This window comes from Nocardia suismassiliense, from assembly GCF_900269665.1.
In the GTDB taxonomy this organism is placed as follows: domain Bacteria; phylum Actinomycetota; class Actinomycetes; order Mycobacteriales; family Mycobacteriaceae; genus Nocardia; species Nocardia suismassiliense.
The window spans coordinates 8,318,059-8,334,433 of the sequence record NZ_LT985361.1 but is presented as its reverse complement, the minus strand read 5'-3'; the positions used below and the strand labels follow the sequence as shown (position 1 = coordinate 8,334,433).

Here is a 16,375-nt window from a genome sequence, read left to right as displayed (position 1 = left end):
GGCGGTCGACGCGGTGATCTCCTGACCCGCTAGCTGGTTGCTGTCCCGAATTGTATTGTGCGGATATGGGTCTAGCGAAGCTTGCCGAAGAGTTCTGGAACTGGCGGTTGGCGACAGTGCCCGACTCCAGCGATGACTTGCCCCGGGTGGAACGGCCGGCGGGCTGGCTGCCCGACTGGTCGCCCGCGGCCATCGCCGAGCTCAGGACGGTCCTCGCCGAGCTGACCCGCAGGCACCGCGAGCTCGACCTGTGCGACGAGCCGGTGGCGGTGCAGGTCGACGGCAGGCTGCTCGGCTCGGCGCTGGCCAGGGTGCACTGGGAACTCGAGCTGATCCGCGCCTGGGAGTGCAATCCCGGGTTCTATGTGCAGCAGAGCCTCGGCCCGATCTATGTGGAGCTGCTCGGATCGTCGCCGTTCGACAATGCGCGGGCGGCGAAGATCAGCGCGCTGCTGCGCCACGTTCCGCTGGTGCTCGAGCAGGCCAGGGAGAATCTCGCGGGCCATGCGGGCGCGTCGTTCACACGCAGCACGCTGCGCCTGCTGGACGAATCGGCGGGTTCGCTCGAAGCCGCGATGACGGCGCTCCTTCCCTTCCTGCCCGACGAGTACGCGGCCGAGGTGCCCGCCGCGACCCGGGTGGCCGCGGACGCCGTTGCGGCGTACCGGAGTTGGCTCACCGAACAGCTGCCCACCCTGGGTGAGGTGGCGCCTGTCGGACCGGAGGGGCTGGCTTATTTCTTGCATCGTGTTGCGCTGCTGCCTTATTCGGCAGGGCGGCTGCGCGAGATGGGCAGCCAGGAATGGCATCGGGCGGTCGCCCTCGAAACGCTGCTGCGCACCAGGCATCGGGAAGCGCCCGCGCCGTCGCTGCCCGCCGATGTGCACGAATGCGTCGAGCGGCAGGCCGCCGACGAGCGCGCGGTGCGGGAGTTCGCCGCTACCCGTGGTCTGCTCGGTCAGCCGGAGTGGTTGCGGCACTACCGGTTCACGCCACTGCCGCCGTACCTCGAGCCGCTGACCTGGCTCGGCGTGTCCGACGACCTGACCGGCCCGTCGCGGATGGACGAGGATGCGGTCCGGTACATCCCGGCACCGCACCCGGACCTGCCGTACTTCGATCGAGCCGCCGCGTTCGACGCGCGCACCGCGATCGTGCACGAGGGCGTGCACGCCCAGCAGGTCGCGATCGGCTGGCACCACGACAATCCCGCTCGGCGTTACTTCTACGACTCGGCGCCCAACGAGGGCATCGCGTTCAACTACGAGGAGCTGATGCTGCACGCCGGCCTGTTCGACGACGCACCGGCCAGCGCCATCTTCGTGGCAAACGCCATGCGGCTGCGCGCTTTACGCGTCGAGGTCGACATCGAGCTCGCGCTAGGCCACCTCTCCATCGACGAGGCGACCGACCGGCTGGCCCGCGCCGTGCCGATGGATCGCGAGACCGCCTGGGACGAAGCCGTGTTCTTCGCAAGCAATCCCGGTCAGGCCTTGAGCTACCAGATCGGCAAGCTACAGATCCAGGACCTGCTCAGCACGGCGGTGCGCGAACTCGGCGACGAATTCGACCTCCAGGAGTTCCACGACCGGCTCTGGCGCGAAGGAAATGTGCCACTGGCCTTGCAGCGGTGGGAATTCCTTGGCCTGCGCGACCATCTCGACGAGGCCGACCGGCTGGCCGGGTAGTTCAGGCGTTCGTCACCACCAGCCGGTGGCGAACTGCAGGACGAGGCTGGACACTCCGAGGATCACGGCGAGGATGCCGCCGAACAGGAGAGGGCGCGATCCGGCGCTGCGCAGTTGCTGCCAGCTCAGGGAGGTGCCGATCGCGGCGAGGACCGCGGCGATCAGCCATGCGCTGAAGTGTGCGAGTGGCGGGCCCAAGGAGTCCGGCACCATGCCGAGTCCGGCGATCACCGATGCGACGAGGAACAGGATGACGAAGAGCGGGAACGACTGTAGGAAAGTGGCTTTCGCGGACGATGCGGGCTCGCTACGGTCCTTCGCGAGATGCAGTCCGACGCACATCGGGACAATCATCAGGCTGCGCACGAGTTTGACGATCACCGCGAAATGAGCGGCGGCGGGGCCGTAGATCACCCCGGCCGCCAGCACCGATGAGGTGTCGTTGATCGCGGTACCCGCCCACAGCCCGAAGGCCTCCTGCGACAACCCGAGCAGGCGTCCCAAGGGTGGATATGCCAGCACTGCAACGACATTGAAGACGAAGATCGTGCCGAGGGCGTAGGCGACCCGATCTCTGTCGGGCTTGAGTACCGCGGTGGCGGCGGCGATCGCCGAGGCGCCACAGATGGTGGTGCCGACCGCGACCAGGGTGGCCGACTCCCGGTCCAGGGCCAGCATTCGCCCGACGACCACCGCGGCGGCTGCACCCAGGATCAACGTCCCGATCAACACCACCGCCGTCTGCCTACCGACACTGAGCACCGATCCGACCGGCAGGCCGAGGCCCAGCAGCACAATGGCGGCACCGAGCAGGCGTTTCCGCGTCACGGCCAAGCCGGGATCGAAAGTGCCTGTGTCAGCGTCGGATCGGCGCAGGAATACGCCTACTACGGCACCGAAGGCCAAAGCGATCACCGGTGCGCCTGCGACCGGCAGTGCTTTACCGAGAAAGGTTGCCGCGGTGGCCAGTACGGCCGCGAGGAGCAGACCGGGACAGAGGCGACGAACGTGCGTCATTCCTCAGACGATCGCGCTCTGCGGCCGGGCGGGGTAGCGGTCGAATGGGGAGGACCCCATAAGCCAGCCGAATGGGTGCTTGCGTCAGTTCCAACCGGCAGGGTTCGAAAAGGACTCCCGGGAAATACCGGACTCCGTTTTCGGGAAGGCGCCGAAGCGGTCGTTGTGCAGATGTGCGAAGAAGTAACACATTTTCCCGCCGTCGGTGTCCCGCACGGCGACCGCCGGGGCGGCCAGCGCGGCGTCGTAGAACTCGCGGCCCATCGCGACGATGAAACCCCGGCAGTAGAGGAAGCCGTCGTCCGAACCGCCGGTGACGCCGTGGATATCGGCGCGGTCGAGGTCGTACAGTTTTCGCTCGAGCACGCGGTCGAGCGCGGTCAGTTCTTCGCTCGACAGTTCTTCGCTCAGCCCGCGGAGGTGCCCGAGGAAGTGCGGCACCTGCGCCTCGACGGCGGGCACCGCGTCGTCGTTTTCCCGGTGGATCAACGCTTTTCGCAGCGCGGCCGGTTCGTCGCCGACCAGCTCCCACGCCGATTCGATCAGGGTCCAGAAGCGGGCTTCGTCGGCCGCGGCGGGGATCTTGCTCACGCGCCGGACGCTACCAGGGGCGACTTCCGTTGCGGCGCCGGGCAACCCACTCATAAGGTCGGATGATTGGGTAATTGCTACGACGGGGGGTGCCGTGGGCGGTGGGCAGGCACATAACCAATGGTTATGACGCTACCGCCGGGGACGCCCGATCTGGACGTACTCGATCTGCTCGTCTCCGTTGCGGAGCTGGGCAGCCTCGGTGCGGCCGCCCGGCGGCACAGTATCAGCCAGCCCGCAGCGAGCATGCGGATCAGCGCGCTGGAGCGGCGGTTGCGGCTCCGGTTGCTCGATCGCAGCCCGACCGGGTCGGCCTTGACCGATTCGGGGCGGTCGGTGGTCGCGCACGCGCGGTTGGTGCTGGAAGCGGCGCGGTCGTTCAGTGCCGGTGTGGCCGCGCTGCACGCCGCCGATGTGCCGCGCTTACGGGTGGCCGCGTCGAAGACTATCGCCGATCATCGGATTCCGCTGTGGCTCAATGCGTTACGGGCAAGCTGTCCGCAGGTGGCGGTCTCCTTGGAAGTGGACAACACTCGGCACGTCGAGGAGTTGATCCGGGACGGGGCCGCCGACATCGGTTTCGTGGAGGGCCCGCATCCGCCGCCCGGCCTCGGTAGCCGGGTGCTCGGGGCGGACGAGTTGGTGGTCGTGGTCGGGGCCGCGCATCCATGGGCGCACCGCAAGAAGCCGGTGACCTTGCGGGAGCTGGCGACCACGCCGCTGCTGTGGCGCGAGCCAGGGTCTGGGACCCGGGACACGGTCTGGGAGATCCTCGGTGCCGAGTGTCAACCGGCGCAGCCCGCGGCCGAGCTGGGGTCCGCGGTCGCGATCTCGGCCGCCGCCCGCGCCGCCGTGGCGCCGGCGGTATTGAGCAGGCTGATCGCGGGTCCCGATCTGACCAGTGGCGCGCTCGTCGAGGTGCGGCTGGCCGGGCCGGTGGCGTTGAGCAGGAAGTTCCGGGCGATCTGGCGGCGCCAATCGCCGCCGTCGGGACCTGCGGGAATGCTGGCCGAGCATGCCGCGCGACTGGAATCGGATGGCGCTCGTCACTGGTGACGTTTAGGACGCGGCGTGCGGGTAGGCCAGTCGGTGACACGGATCCGACAAGAAAGGCGTGAACGATGAGTCAACCCATCACCAGCACCCTCGATACGGAGCAGCAGAAGGTCGCGGGCGAGGCTCTGCGCGCTACCGTGATCGATCTGATCGACCTGTCGCTGATCGCCAAGCAGGCCCACTGGAACGTGATCGGCCGGAACTTCCGGTCGGTGCATCTGGCGCTGGACGAGCTGGTCACGGCGGCCAGGGACTTCACCGACGCCGCGGCCGAGCGGGCCACCGCCGTCGGCGTCAGCCCGGACGGGCGGGCCGAGACGGTCGCCAAGGAGAGCGGTGCGGTCGGCTTCCCCGACGGCTGGCAGCAGGACACCGACGTCATCGACGGCGTCGTGCGCAACCTCACGGCAGTGATCCAGCGACTGCGGGAGCGAATCGAAGCCACCGAGAAGGCCGACCCGGTCACGCAGGACCTGTTCATCGGCTTCGCGGCGCGGCTCGAGCAGCTGCACTGGATGTGGCAGGCGCAGGTCGCGGCCTCCTGAACTACCTCGACAGTCCGTGTGCGCGTGCGATGAGGCGCTCCATCACTGTGCGCGGCAGTAGCCTGCGCACCGCGAACATGACGGGGGCATTGCTGCCGACGGCGTAGAGCGGACGCGGTCGCTTGGCCTCGACGGCCTGCACGATCGTGTCGGCTACCCGTTCGGCGGTGATGCCTTTCCCTTGTGCCTCATCCAGTTTCGCGATGAACGCGGTGAAGTCGGCGGTGTGCGGCGAACCCTCGTTCAGGTACTTCGTCCGGCGTTCCCGCAGGCCCGTATTGATCTGTCCCGGCTCGACGGTGCTGATCCACACCCCGAACGGTGACTCCTCGAACCGCGCGGCCACCGCGAAACCCTTCAGCGCCGCCTTGGTCGCGCCGTAGGACGAGCGATACGGCATCGGGAAGCTGGCGATCATCGACCCCACCATGATCACCCGGCCGAACCCGCGGTCCCGCATACCGGGCAACACCGCTTGCGTGAGCGCGACCGGCCCCAGCACATTCAGCCGGAACAGCCGCTCCACCGCGTCCGTCGGCAGTTCCGCCAGCGGCCCCGCCTGACTCTCCCCGGCATTGTTGACCAGCACGTCGATCTCGCCGAGCCCGGCAACGAAGGCGTCGATCGACCCGGCGTCGGTCAAATCGAGCGCTCGATACTCCACGCCCGCCACCCGAGCCTCGGCACCGATACTCTCCGGTTTCCGGCTGGTCCCGATCACCTGATAGCCGCGCGCCGCCAACGCCGCGGCCGTCGCCTTCCCGATCCCTGATGAAGCTCCGGTCACAACAGCAGTACGAGGCATAACCATCTCCTTAGGCAGCGACTCCAGCCGACCATAGCGCTTCCCTTTGTCCGCGACCGCGCGGAGGCGCTAACCCCGCATCAGCTGGACGAGGCGGTCCCAGGCGGGGGAGGACGCCCCGGGCTGGGACTGGGCGACCAAGCGGGCGGCCGCGGGATTGTGCACGGGGCGAGTCTCGGATCGACTGTGGTAGTTGGCGAACCAGGTGCGAGTGCGTTCGGCCAGGGCAGGCAGGCGGGCGTCGTCCGGTGACCAGTGGAAGGCCTCGTCGTGTGCGAGGTACAGGGCCCGGAACTCGGGAATGGTGAGCAGTTCGTGCTTTTCGTCGAGCCAGCAGGCGGCGTCCTCGGGGGAGGCGGTCTGCAAGACGATCCAGCCGTCGCGCTCCAGCTGGATCTGGCGTTCGCTGGCGCCGATCTCGCGCAGTTCGTCGAGGAAGTCGGCGACCGCCGGTGCGACGAAAAGCCGATCACCGCCGCGCAATTGGGCCAGCTGGTCGCGGGTTTGCCGTAGCTGCGTGATCCGGTGCCGGACGTCACGGTCGATCTCGGCGATCGCCGCCGCGAGTGCGGCCGGGTCGGCGTCGAGCAGGTCTTTGACGCGGGCCAGCGGCACGCCTGCCGCCGCCAAGGTTCTGATCTTGACGAGATCGATGGCGTGCTGGGCGGTGTAGCGCCGGTAGCCGGACGAGTCGCGGTCGGGCTCGGCGAGCAGACCGCGCTCGTGATAGTGGCGGATGGCCTTGGTGGTCACTCCGGCGAAATCCGCGAGCTTGCCGATCGTGATCATGGCGGCCATCCTTTCAGTCCTCGTCGAACCCGTCATGCGCGACGGGTCAGCCGGCCGCCCGCGTTGTGGAACCGCGCTTTGCCGTCGCGGATGTCGTGGTAGGAGACGAGTAGCAGTCGGAGATAACCGTCGAAGGTCTCCATCGGGTAGTCGGTCGGGGCGAACAGGCCGGGCCGGATCGGCACGTACCGCTGCGGTGGGGCGGCGGTGGTGCCACCGGCGAACTCGGTGAAAATTCGGTCCTGCGACTCGTCCGCGGGCTCGTAGGTCATCCGCTCCTCGAGTTGGCCGTCCACGAGGCTGACGTCGATGCGGAGCTGGTTGGAACGGTAGGTGCCGACATACGGCGTGAGGTCGACATCCTGCGCGAATTCGGTTACCAGCGCGGGGATCTCGACGCCGAGGTGCTCGCGCAGCAGCCATTGCAGCAGCTGGTCTTGCAGCATGAGCGCATCCGAGCTGTTGCCGAACGCGGTGAAGACCAGGTCGTGTTCCGGCAGTACACACAGCAGGGACACGCCGCCGGGCGATGCGCCCGACATGGCGAGAACCGTCGTGTCGCCGAACGGGTACCGCACCCAGCCCATACCCATCGGCGGAACGTTCGGGGACGCCATATCGTGCGAAACCTGCTGCATCAGTGCGGTCGAATCCGTTGTGAGAACATGGGAACCCGTCACGGGGGACACGCCGCCCGCGAGGTGGGTTCGCCCGAAGCTGAGCAGGTCGGCAACGGTGCCGATCGGCGTGCCACCCGCTGGCCCCCAGGTGTCGGGCAGCGTGAACATGCGAGTGGTCTCGGCCGTCATCGTCTCGGGATTCAGAAAATGCCCCACCGCGGTGCTGCGCAGAATGGCCTGCTCAGCCGAGGTGCTGGAGTGCCGCATGCCGACAGGTCCATAGATATCGCGCTCCAGCAATGCGTGATACGACAGCCCCGTCACCACTTCCAGCAGCCTGCCCGCGACGATCATGCCGCCATTGGAATAGCTGAGCTGCTCGCCTGCCTCGAACAGAATCCCGTTGTCCCCAAGGCCCGCAACATAACTGCGCAGTGCGTCACGGCCTCCGGCATCCGGAAAGTACAGGTCCGCATCGATGCCATTGGTGTGCGAAAGCAGATGCCGAACCAAAATCTTGTCCGCCGCCCCCGGCACGGACAGCGCGAACTCGGGAAGGTACCGCACCACGGGCGCGTCGAGCTCGAGCTTCCCCAACTCCACCTGCTGAAGGACAAGCGTGGTCGTCAGCACCTTGGTAACCGACCCGAAGAGAAACCCGGTGTCCGCCGACATCGGCGCCCCCGTAGCAACATTCGCCGTGCCATGCGCGACCACAACCTGCTCACCCGCCTGATAAACACCGGCAACGAACCCCGGCACCTGATTGGCCGCGCAGTAAGCGGCAACCTGTTCGCGGACCTGAGCTTCGACAATCTGAAGTGCGTTGTTGTTCATGAATACAATCGTCGAACCTTGCCCCAGGGGCAAGGTCAAGCCCACCCGCGAATCACCCTCCGCGACTGCGCCAGTTACTAGCTCGACTGGCCGGTCNGGTGGGTTGGGGCTAGGGTTGGCCGGCGCGGTGGGGCTTCGGTGCTGTCGCGGGGATATGTGGGTCGCCGGATGCCTAGGAGATTTTGTGGTTGTCGACACTGTTCGGGAGGAACAGGCGCTGCGTCAGGTGACGGAGCGGTTGGTCGAAAACTTCGGCGGCACTTACTCTGCGGAGTACATCGAGGGGGCGGTGGCCGCTGCGCGGCGGCGGTTCGCGGGGCATCCGGTGCGGACGTTCATTCCGATCCTGGTGGAGCGGTATGTTCGCCGGCAGTTGGCGGCTACGGGGGAGGTTGCGGAGGCTGTCGTCGGGCCTGAGACGGGGCGGACGCGCAAGCCGAAGCATAAGGCGGAGGATGGCGGGCTGCCGGAAACGATTCAGGAAACATGGTCCGCGAGTAAGCGTTTCGCTCCGGCGGCGGTCGCGGCCGTGATCGCGGCGTTGGTGGTGGTGACCGTGGTCGCGCTGGCGCTGGCGGTGCGCCAGCCTGGTGGCGCACCGAATACGGCGGCGCCGGTGGCACCGATCACGGTGGTGCGCGGCGTGGTCGGGTCGGAGAAGATGGCGTTCTTCCAGGACGCGAAGGTGGTCGACGCGCTGGCGCGCCACGGGGTGCAGGTGGACGTCGAACCGGCGGGGTCGCGGCAGATCGCGACGTCGATCGATCTCGGAAAGTACGACTTCGCGTTTCCGTCGAGCGAGCAGGCCGCGGAGCGAATCCAACGGCAGCGCAACGTGACTGCGAAGTACATCCCGTTCTCGTCACCGATGGTGATCGCCACGTTCACCCCGATCGCCGAGCTGCTGGCGAAGGCGGGCGTGGTGCACCAGGGCGCGGTGTCGACCTTCGACATGGGTCCTTACCTGCGCATGGTCGGCAACAACACCCGCTGGGACCAACTCGACGACAACACCACGTATCCGGTGCGCAAGAACGTGCTGATCTCCACGACCGACCCGCGCAGCTCCAACTCCGCGGCCATGTACCTGGCGATCGCCGGCTACGTGGCGAACAACAACACCATCGTGCAGGGGTCGGACGCCGAGCAGAACATCCTGCCCACGGTGGCAAGGCTTTTCGTCGGCCAGGGCTACACCCAGAGCAGCAGCGAAGGCCCGTTCGACGCCTATCTAGCGACCGGCATCGGGCCGACGCCCATGGTGTGGATCTACGAGTCGCAGTACGTGGACGCCAGTGTGCGCGGCCAGATCAAGCCGGACATGACGATGCTGTACCCGTCGCCGACCATTCTGTCCCGGCACACCTTGGTGCCGTTCGGCGAGTCGGGCGACCGGCTCGGCCGCCTGCTGTCCACCGACCCGGACCTGCAACGCCTCGCCGCCGAACACGGCTTCCGCACCGGCGCGGCCGACCAGTTCGCCGAAGTGACGGCCGCGCACAACATCCCGGTGGCCGAGGACGTGCTCGATGTGATCACCACCCCCACCTACGACACCCTGGAACGGCTGCTCGACGGAGTCACCAAGTCCTACAACTGATCTGACCGGCCCGAAACGCCATGCCGGACAACGAGTGCCGGGGGTCCCGTTTCGGATGAGAAGATCAGGGCATCCCTGTCGCATCAGATACCGGCCGACCAGCCGGTATCGCGGCGTGAGGTAGCAGCATGACAGTGGATGGCCCGTACGAGATCCCCCCGCTCGACGACGCGGCGGACATCTCCCGGACGACGGCGCCGCAGCCGGGTGAGACATTGGCCGACACCAGGAACTGGGCCGGCTTCGGCTTGTTGTTCATCGGCGTGCTGCTCGCCGTCGCCGCTGCCGTGGTGGCGCTGTGGGGTTTCGGCGCGGCAGCCCTGGCCATCACGATCTTCGCCGTGGTGACGGTGCTCGCGGGCGTGGCACTGGTGGCCGTCGAGCAGGTACGTCGGCGCGCCCGCAACACCGCGGCACCGGAGGATGCGCCCGCGTGGCAGGCCGTCGTCCCGCCGGGTTCTTGAGCCAGGCCAGTCCATTCCCGTTGCCCGCGCGGCGATTCCATCGAGCACACAGCCGAGTCCGAATCCGAGCTGCCCGGTGCAGGCGGCGGTCGCGGCCGAGGTACTACGGCCTATCGCACCGAGTCACCCCGGTGCGATAGGCCGATCGGATCAGGACTGACCGAGCATGCCCCGCATCGTGTCGATTTCGGCACGCTGGCTGTCGATGATGCTGCGGGCCAACGCCTTCGACTCATCGTTCGCGCCCTGAGCGAGCTCGGTCTCGGCCATGGCGACCGCGCCGGTGTGATGCTCGATCATCATGGTCAGCCACTGGCGGTCGAAGTCCGGGCCGGGCGCGGCCTGCAGGGCGGTCATCTGATCGGGGTTCATCATGCCCGGCATGGTGTGGCCGCCGTGGCCGCTACCTGCGGTCGGGGCGGGCTTGCCGAAGCTTTGCAGCAGCGTGGTGATCTGCTGCATCTCCGGCGCCTGGGCTTGCTCCACCTCGGCGGCCAGCGCCAGCAACTGCTGGTTCTGGCTGTGGCTCGGCACCAACTTCGCCATGTCGACCGCCTGCGCGTGATGCGGGTACATCATCTGCAGGAAGGTGACGTCGGCGTCGTTGAAGTCGGTGCGGGCCGCCGGTGCGCTCGACGCGGCGGGCGCGCTGCTCGACGTGTCGTGCTGCATGCCGGACATGTCGTCGTTGTCGCTACAACCCGCGAGAACGAGGGCGGCGGCAGCGGCGCTCGCGGCGAGGACGGTGCTGATTCGGGTACGGCTGATGACCATGGTTGTGCTCCTTGGGAATTGCGCATGACTGGGTTTCGGGCAGGGCAACGCCGGCGACCGTCGACAACGGTCGCCGCAGAGCTGTCAGATCCGCAGAATCGACAATTCGGCCAGGGTGAGCACGGTCCACGGCGGTGACCGTTCCCGCCGTGGTCGCCGATGACGCAGCCGCGCAACACCGTTGCCCGGCCGATCGAGAGCCATCCGGTACAGCAGCACCAGTGCGAACAGCAGCACGGCGGCGGCGAGGATGAACACGCAACCGTGCATCCCGCCGTGCGTGCCACCGCATCCGTCATCCGCGCAATCCAGGTCCGGCGCAGCGTGTTCGCCGAGGGACGCGCCCAGCTGGGCGACGGTCGGCATCGCGGTGAGGTCGGTGGCTTGTTCGTGACCGTGGTCGACCGGGTCGTGCCGGTCGGCGAATACCACGGTCGCCATCGGCTCGGCCGGCATCGCCATCGCAGGCAGCTGAACGGTACGGCTCGCACCCGCCATCGAGTCATGGCCGGCGGCCGCACCGGCGTGACTCGGCATTGCGAACACCACCGCATGCATGACGATGATCCCGGCGAGCAGCACCAGCACACCGAGCGCCCGGGCGAGCCCGGTGACGCGGAGTGCAAGGTGCCGTTCGACCACGCGGCCAGTGTAATGACGCCGGCCTGATGGATGGCAATACCCCCTGGCGGTACGGGTACTACTGGCTGGCGACGTCGATGACCAGCCGGGTCGGGTTGGTCAGCGTGGTTACCGCGAACCCGGGCCGGTCACCGTTGATGCCGATGAACGACTGCGTGGTGCCCTCGAAGACGGTGGTGCGGTAGACCCCCGCGATGCCGGGCGCGCTCGGTTCGGTCGCGGGATCGGGTCCCGCGTACGGGGTCTCGGCGCTGTCGAACGGGTACACCGAGCCGAGGATCTGCACCTCGAGGATCGACTTGCCCGCTACCTCGATCGGTTTGCCGCTGCCGTCCTGCACGGCGCGGTCGGTGTACTGCACGATCCAACCGGGGGTGCCCTTGCCGCCGAGGTCGTAGACCACACGATCGAAACCGGGCTGGTGGCCGATGCGAATGCCGGTGACGGTCAGGCCCGCGTCGCCGGACGCGGTGCCCCGCTTGGGCGCGGTGTCGCGCGGGGCGGTCGGCGCCTCGGCCAGGGTGCCCGTGGTCGAGGTAGTCGGCGTAGCCGGGTTCGCGGTGGATCCGGCGTCGTCGCCGCAGCCCGCGAGCAATGCCGTCACCGCGACGATGGTCAACACCATCCTGTTACGCATGGGGCTGATGGTAAACGGCGGTCGGGGCGTCGCGTGGGATTTGCGGGTTTCTCGATGTTTGCCGTCGGATCGGCCCCCGGGTGAACCGGTCGCGAGCCTGCCTCGTAGTTGTGGATGACCGGACGCGAATCGCGCGTCATCGATCGATCCGGAGGATCTGAAAAATGCTGTCGACCAAGCACTTCCAGCGAGCCGCGCTGCCATTCGCCGCTGCCTCGGTGATTCTCGCCGGTTTGCTCAGTGCGTGCGGAAACGCCGACCCGGCGAAGCCCGAGGCATCGGCGGCGCCGGCCCCGGCGGTGTCCACCTCGGCCACGGCCGCGGCCGGCGCGCCGCAGAACCAGGCGCCGGCCAAGACGCAGGACTGGCTGAAGATCTACAGCGGAACGGCGCCGACCGGCACGAATGCCGTGCAACTGCGCCTCGCGGACAATAACGCTGCCGGACAGTACGTTACGGCCGACGACCGCGCGCTGTACCGATTCGACAAGGACACCGCGAAGCCGCCCACCTCGACGTGCGTGGGCGATTGCGCCGCGAAATGGCCGCCGCTGATCGCGCAGCGTGGCCAGGCCGTGTACGCGGCGGGCGTCGATCCGCAACTCGTCGGCTTCATCGAACGTGCTGATGGCGCATGCCAAGTCACCATCGCGGGGTGGCCGGTCTACTTCTTCGCCAAGGACACGAAGCCGGGCGACCTGCTCGGGCAAGGCGTCGGTGGGGTCTGGCACGCGGTGACCGCGACGGGTGGCAAGGCAGGCGCCAACTGAGCCGGATCGGTTGGGACGCTGCGCCTTCCGGTCGATAGATCGCAGCATGCGGGGTGCGCCGAAGCAGGTTAGCCGGGGCCGATGTGACGTTGGGGCAACGATCTAGCACACTTGAGGCGTGGCAGCCATCGAGGACGTACTGAGCCGACTGCGGCGGTATCCAGATGTGGAGGCGTTAAACCTCTACGCTGTAGATGCCGCCGATCGGCTGATCCTCGATGTCGCCGACGAGGCGCTCGCCAGCACCGATAGCGGAAAGATAGCCATAGTCGGCGACGCGTACGGCGCGCTGACCATCGGCGCGGTCACCGCCCACGACCTGCGCGGGGTCCGCGTGCACCAGGATCTGCTCACCGGCGAACTGGCCCTGGCCAACAATGCCCGCGCGCTCGGCCTCAGCGACCGCTACACCGCGTATCCGCTCGGCCGCGAGCTGCTCGCCGATGTCCGGGTGGTGCTGCTGCGGCTGCCGCGGGCGCTGGCCGGCCTGACCGAGGTCGCCGACGCCATCGCGCGCTACGCCGACCCCGAGGTGGTTGTAGTCGCCGGCGGTCGGGACAAGTACCTGACGAAGTCGATGAACGACGTGCTGGCCCAGTCGTTTTCCGAGGTCCGGGCCAGCCGTGGCCGGCAGAAGTCGCGCACCCTGCTGGTCAGCGGGCCGAAGCGGGTCGGCGACCCGCCGTTCCCGGTGCGCGACCGGCTCGACGACCTCGATCTCGACGTGGTCGCGCACGGTGCCGCCTTCTCCGGTGCCCGGCTCGACATTGGCACCCGGTTCCTGCTGGAGCACCTGAAGTGGATGAAGCCTGATGCGCGCGAGGCGATCGACCTCGGGTGCGGCACCGGGATACTGGCCGTAAAGCTGGCCAAGGCCCGGCCTGCCCTCAAGGTGCTCGGCACCGATCAGTCGGCGGCCGCGGTGGCCTCGGCCAGGGCCACGGTGGCGGTCAACGGGGTAGCGGACCGGGTGACGGTGGTGCGCGATGACGCGATGTCCTCGGCCGCCGACAACAGCGCCGACCTGGTGCTGTGCAATCCGCCCTTCCACGTCGGCGCCGCCGTGCACACCGGGTCGGCGATCAAGATGTTCGCCGAGACCGGGCGGGTGCTGCGCCCCGGCGGCGAGCTGTGGACGGTGTTCAATTCGCATCTGAACTACCGTGGCGTGATCGAACGCATGGTCGGGCGCACCGAGGTAGTCGGTCGCAACCGCAAATTCACGGTCACTCGATCCGTGCGTGGCCTACACGACGCGCAGCAGCGGTAGAGTCCGTTTTGTCCGCCTGCGCGCGGGCCTTCGGGAACTAGCGCCGGGCAGTAAACGTTGTACCCAGCAGTTGGATATCGAGCGCGAGCTCGACGAACAGCGGCAACGACCAGAAAGGGACGCAGGTGCGTAGCACAAGCAATCCGGTTTTCCGAAACTTGCCCAAGCAAGAGGGCAATGGCTACGCCAACTTCGGCTCAGGCGTGGCCGGGGCGGGCCAGTTGGGTCAGCAGTACGGACAGCCGTACCAGCAGCCGCAGCCGTACCAGCAGGCGCCGGGCACCACCCGGGCGATGACCATCGACGACGTGGTGACCAAGACCGCCATCACGCTGGGTGTGCTCGCGCTGTCGGCCATCGTCTCCTACGGCTTCAGCAACGCGGACCCCTCGCTGGCGAAATGGTTCGTCATCGGCGGCGGCCTGATCGGCCTGGTGCTCGTCCTCGTCGCGACCTTCGCCAACAAGATGGACAACCCGGCTCTGGTGCTGTCCTACGCGGTGTTCGAGGGTCTGTTCGTCGGCGCGCTGTCGTTCATGTTCACCGACATCAGCTTCGGCGGGGCCGGCGGCAGCGGCATGATCGCGCAGGCGGTGCTGGGCACCTTCGGTGTCTTCGCAGGCATGCTCGTCGTCTACAAGACCGGCGCTATCCGCGTCACGCCGCGCTTCACCCGGATGATCGTCGGCGCCATGATCGGCGTGCTGGTCCTGGTGATCGGCAACCTGGTCGCCGGCTTCTTCATCTCCGGTGGCCTCGGCCTGCGTGACGGTGGCCCGATCGCCATCATCTTCAGCCTGGTGGTCATCGCGATCGCCGCGTTCAGCTTCCTGCTCGACTTCGACGCCGCCGATCAGCTGATCCGCGCTCAGGCGCCGGAGAAGGCGGCCTGGGGCGTCGCCCTCGGCCTGACCGTCACCCTGGTCTGGCTCTACGTTGAGATCCTGCGCCTGCTGAGCTACTTCAACAACGACTAATAAGCAAAGAAGAGGGCGGTCACCACTCCGGTGACCGCCCTCTTCTGCGTACTAGCTATCTCAGCTGAGGCGCTCGATGACCATCGCCATACCCTGGCCACCGCCGACGCACATGGTCTCCAGACCGAACTGCTTGTCGTGGGTCTGCAGGTTGTTGATCAGCGTGGTGGTGATGCGGGCACCGGTCATGCCGAACGGGTGGCCCAGCGCGATGGCGCCACCGGAGACGTTCAGCTTGTCCTCGTCGATCTTCAGCTCGCGGGCCGAGCCGAGCACCTGCACCGCGAACGCCTCGTTGATCTCGACCAGGTCGATATCGTCGATCGACTTGCCCGCCAGGGAAAGTGCGCGCTTGCACGCCTCGATCGGGCCGAGGCCCATGATCTCCGGGGACAGACCCGAGACACCGGTGGACACGATGCGGGCCAGCGGGGTCAGGCCGAGTTCCTTGGCCTTGGTGTCGCTCATGATGACCAGCGCGGCGGCGCCGTCGTTGAGCGGACAGCAGTTACCGGCGGTGATCGTGCCGTCGGGGCGGAACACCGGCTTCAGCTTGCTGACCGCCTCGTAGGTGACGCCCGCGCGCGGGCCGTCGTCCTTGGACACCACGGAGCCGTCGGGCAGCGTGACCGGGGTGATCTCGCGCTCGAAGAAGCCGTTCTTGATGGCTTCCTCGGCCCGGTTCTGCGACCGGACGCCCCAGTGGTCCTGCTCCTCGCGGGTGATCCCGGTGAAGCCCGCGACGTTCTCCGCGGTCTGGCCCATCGCGATGTAGGCGTCGGGGATCAGGCCGTCTTCGCGCGGGTCGTGCCAGACGCCGGCGCCGCCCTCGGCCGTCTTCGCGGTGCGCGCCTGCGCGTCGGCGAAGAGCGGGTTCTGCGTGTTCGGCCAGCTGTCGGCGGAGCCGTTCTTGTACCGGGACACCGTCTCGACGCCCGCGGAGATGAAGACGTCACCCTCGCCCGCCTTGATCGCGTGGAAGGCCATCCGGGTGGACTGCAGCGACGACGCGCAGTAGCGGTGCACGGTGGTACCGGGCACCAGGTCGTAGCCGAGCTGGACCGCGACGATCCGGGCCATGTTGAAGCCGGACTCGCCACCGGGGGAACCGCAGCCGAGGATCAGGTCATCGATCTGGTTGGGGTCCAGGGCAGGTACCTTGTCGAGCGCCGCGCGGACGATCTGAGTGGTCAGGTCGTCGGGTCGCATGTCGACCAGCGATCCCTTGGCCGCCCGGCCGATGGGGGAGCGGGCGGTCGAGACGATGACAGCCTCAGGCATGAGGACTCCTTT

Annotated in this window: 17 protein-coding genes; 8 read left to right on the top strand and 9 right to left on the bottom strand. The window is 67.7% G+C overall.

Annotated elements, in window-relative coordinates; all coding sequences use genetic code 11:
• The first annotated feature begins 65 nt into the window (after positions 1 to 65).
• Positions 66 to 1,688 (top strand): DUF885 family protein, encoded by a 1,623-nt coding sequence (locus DBO33_RS37350; protein WP_107659235.1) that lies wholly within the window; start codon positions 66 to 68, stop codon positions 1,686 to 1,688.
• 12 nt (positions 1,689 to 1,700) lie between these two features.
• On the opposite strand, the gene DBO33_RS37345 is transcribed toward DBO33_RS37350, so the two are convergent.
• Together DBO33_RS37345 and DBO33_RS37340 are read right to left on the bottom strand one after the other, a co-directional pair.
• Positions 1,701 to 2,705 (bottom strand): YeiH family protein, encoded by a 1,005-nt coding sequence (locus DBO33_RS37345; RefSeq protein WP_107659234.1) that lies wholly within the window; start codon positions 2,703 to 2,705, stop codon positions 1,701 to 1,703.
• 84 nt (positions 2,706 to 2,789) lie between these two features.
• Entirely contained in the window at positions 2,790 to 3,296 is a 507-nt protein-coding gene (locus tag DBO33_RS37340; RefSeq protein WP_199856872.1) for a DUF4240 domain-containing protein, read from the bottom strand.
• 126 nt (positions 3,297 to 3,422) lie between these two features.
• Between DBO33_RS37340 and DBO33_RS37335 the strand changes: the two genes are divergently transcribed.
• Positions 3,423 to 4,352 (top strand): LysR family transcriptional regulator, encoded by a 930-nt coding sequence (locus tag DBO33_RS37335; protein WP_107659232.1) that lies wholly within the window; start codon positions 3,423 to 3,425, stop codon positions 4,350 to 4,352.
• 65 nt (positions 4,353 to 4,417) lie between these two features.
• Positions 4,418 to 4,897, top strand: a complete 480-nt coding sequence (locus tag DBO33_RS37330; RefSeq protein WP_107659231.1) for a Dps family protein — start codon at positions 4,418 to 4,420, stop codon at positions 4,895 to 4,897.
• Position 4,898: 1 nt separating this feature from the next.
• Here DBO33_RS37330 and DBO33_RS37325 read toward each other — a convergent pair whose 3' ends face one another.
• From DBO33_RS37325 to DBO33_RS37315, 3 genes are all read right to left on the bottom strand, one after another.
• Complete coding sequence (locus DBO33_RS37325) at positions 4,899 to 5,702, bottom strand: SDR family oxidoreductase (RefSeq protein ID WP_107659230.1); 804 nt, start codon at positions 5,700 to 5,702, stop codon at positions 4,899 to 4,901.
• Between the two features lie 69 nt (positions 5,703 to 5,771).
• Positions 5,772 to 6,491 (bottom strand): MerR family transcriptional regulator, encoded by a 720-nt coding sequence (locus DBO33_RS37320; protein WP_107660929.1) that lies wholly within the window; start codon positions 6,489 to 6,491, stop codon positions 5,772 to 5,774.
• 32 nt (positions 6,492 to 6,523) lie between these two features.
• Positions 6,524 to 7,948: a serine hydrolase domain-containing protein gene (locus tag DBO33_RS37315; RefSeq protein WP_107659229.1), complete on the bottom strand. Its 1,425-nt coding sequence runs from the start codon at positions 7,946 to 7,948 to the stop codon at positions 6,524 to 6,526.
• Between the two features lie 184 nt (positions 7,949 to 8,132).
• Here DBO33_RS37315 and DBO33_RS37310 point away from each other — a divergent pair, with 184 nt between their 5' ends.
• Together DBO33_RS37310 and DBO33_RS37305 are read left to right on the top strand one after the other, a co-directional pair.
• The gene (locus tag DBO33_RS37310; protein WP_234391252.1) at positions 8,133 to 9,548 is read left to right on the top strand and encodes a three-helix bundle dimerization domain-containing protein; all 1,416 of its coding nucleotides are present in this window, start codon (positions 8,133 to 8,135) and stop codon (positions 9,546 to 9,548) included.
• Positions 9,549 to 9,676: 128 nt separating this feature from the next.
• Positions 9,677 to 10,012, top strand: a complete 336-nt coding sequence (locus DBO33_RS37305; protein ID WP_107659228.1) for a hypothetical protein — start codon at positions 9,677 to 9,679, stop codon at positions 10,010 to 10,012.
• A gap of 150 nt (positions 10,013 to 10,162) precedes the next feature.
• Here the strand turns inward: DBO33_RS37305 and DBO33_RS37300 are convergent, their stop codons facing one another.
• The 3 genes from DBO33_RS37300 to DBO33_RS37290 form a co-directional block, all read right to left on the bottom strand.
• Complete coding sequence (locus DBO33_RS37300; RefSeq protein ID WP_107659227.1) at positions 10,163 to 10,786, bottom strand: DUF305 domain-containing protein; 624 nt, start codon at positions 10,784 to 10,786, stop codon at positions 10,163 to 10,165.
• 84 nt (positions 10,787 to 10,870) lie between these two features.
• Positions 10,871 to 11,428, bottom strand: a complete 558-nt coding sequence (locus DBO33_RS37295; protein ID WP_107659226.1) for a DUF6153 family protein — start codon at positions 11,426 to 11,428, stop codon at positions 10,871 to 10,873.
• Positions 11,429 to 11,486: 58 nt separating this feature from the next.
• Entirely contained in the window at positions 11,487 to 12,065 is a 579-nt protein-coding gene (locus DBO33_RS37290; protein WP_107659225.1) for an AMIN-like domain-containing (lipo)protein, read from the bottom strand.
• A 164-nt stretch (positions 12,066 to 12,229) separates the two neighbouring features.
• On the opposite strand from DBO33_RS37290, the gene DBO33_RS37285 reads away from it, so the two are divergent.
• The 3 genes from DBO33_RS37285 to DBO33_RS37275 all read left to right on the top strand — a co-directional run bounded on the left by DBO33_RS37285 (position 12,230) and on the right by DBO33_RS37275 (position 15,082).
• Positions 12,230 to 12,835, top strand: a complete 606-nt coding sequence (locus tag DBO33_RS37285; RefSeq protein ID WP_107659224.1) for a hypothetical protein — start codon at positions 12,230 to 12,232, stop codon at positions 12,833 to 12,835.
• Positions 12,836 to 12,953: 118 nt separating this feature from the next.
• A complete protein-coding gene (locus DBO33_RS37280; RefSeq protein ID WP_107659223.1) occupies positions 12,954 to 14,105 on the top strand; it encodes a class I SAM-dependent methyltransferase in 1,152 nt (383 codons plus the stop codon).
• A 125-nt stretch (positions 14,106 to 14,230) separates the two neighbouring features.
• Positions 14,231 to 15,082 (top strand): Bax inhibitor-1/YccA family protein, encoded by an 852-nt coding sequence (locus DBO33_RS37275; RefSeq protein WP_107659222.1) that lies wholly within the window; start codon positions 14,231 to 14,233, stop codon positions 15,080 to 15,082.
• A 60-nt stretch (positions 15,083 to 15,142) separates the two neighbouring features.
• Here the strand turns inward: DBO33_RS37275 and DBO33_RS37270 are convergent, their stop codons facing one another.
• Positions 15,143 to 16,363 (bottom strand): acetyl-CoA C-acetyltransferase, encoded by a 1,221-nt coding sequence (locus DBO33_RS37270; RefSeq protein ID WP_107659221.1) that lies wholly within the window; start codon positions 16,361 to 16,363, stop codon positions 15,143 to 15,145.
• Positions 16,364 to 16,375: the final 12 nt, after the last annotated feature.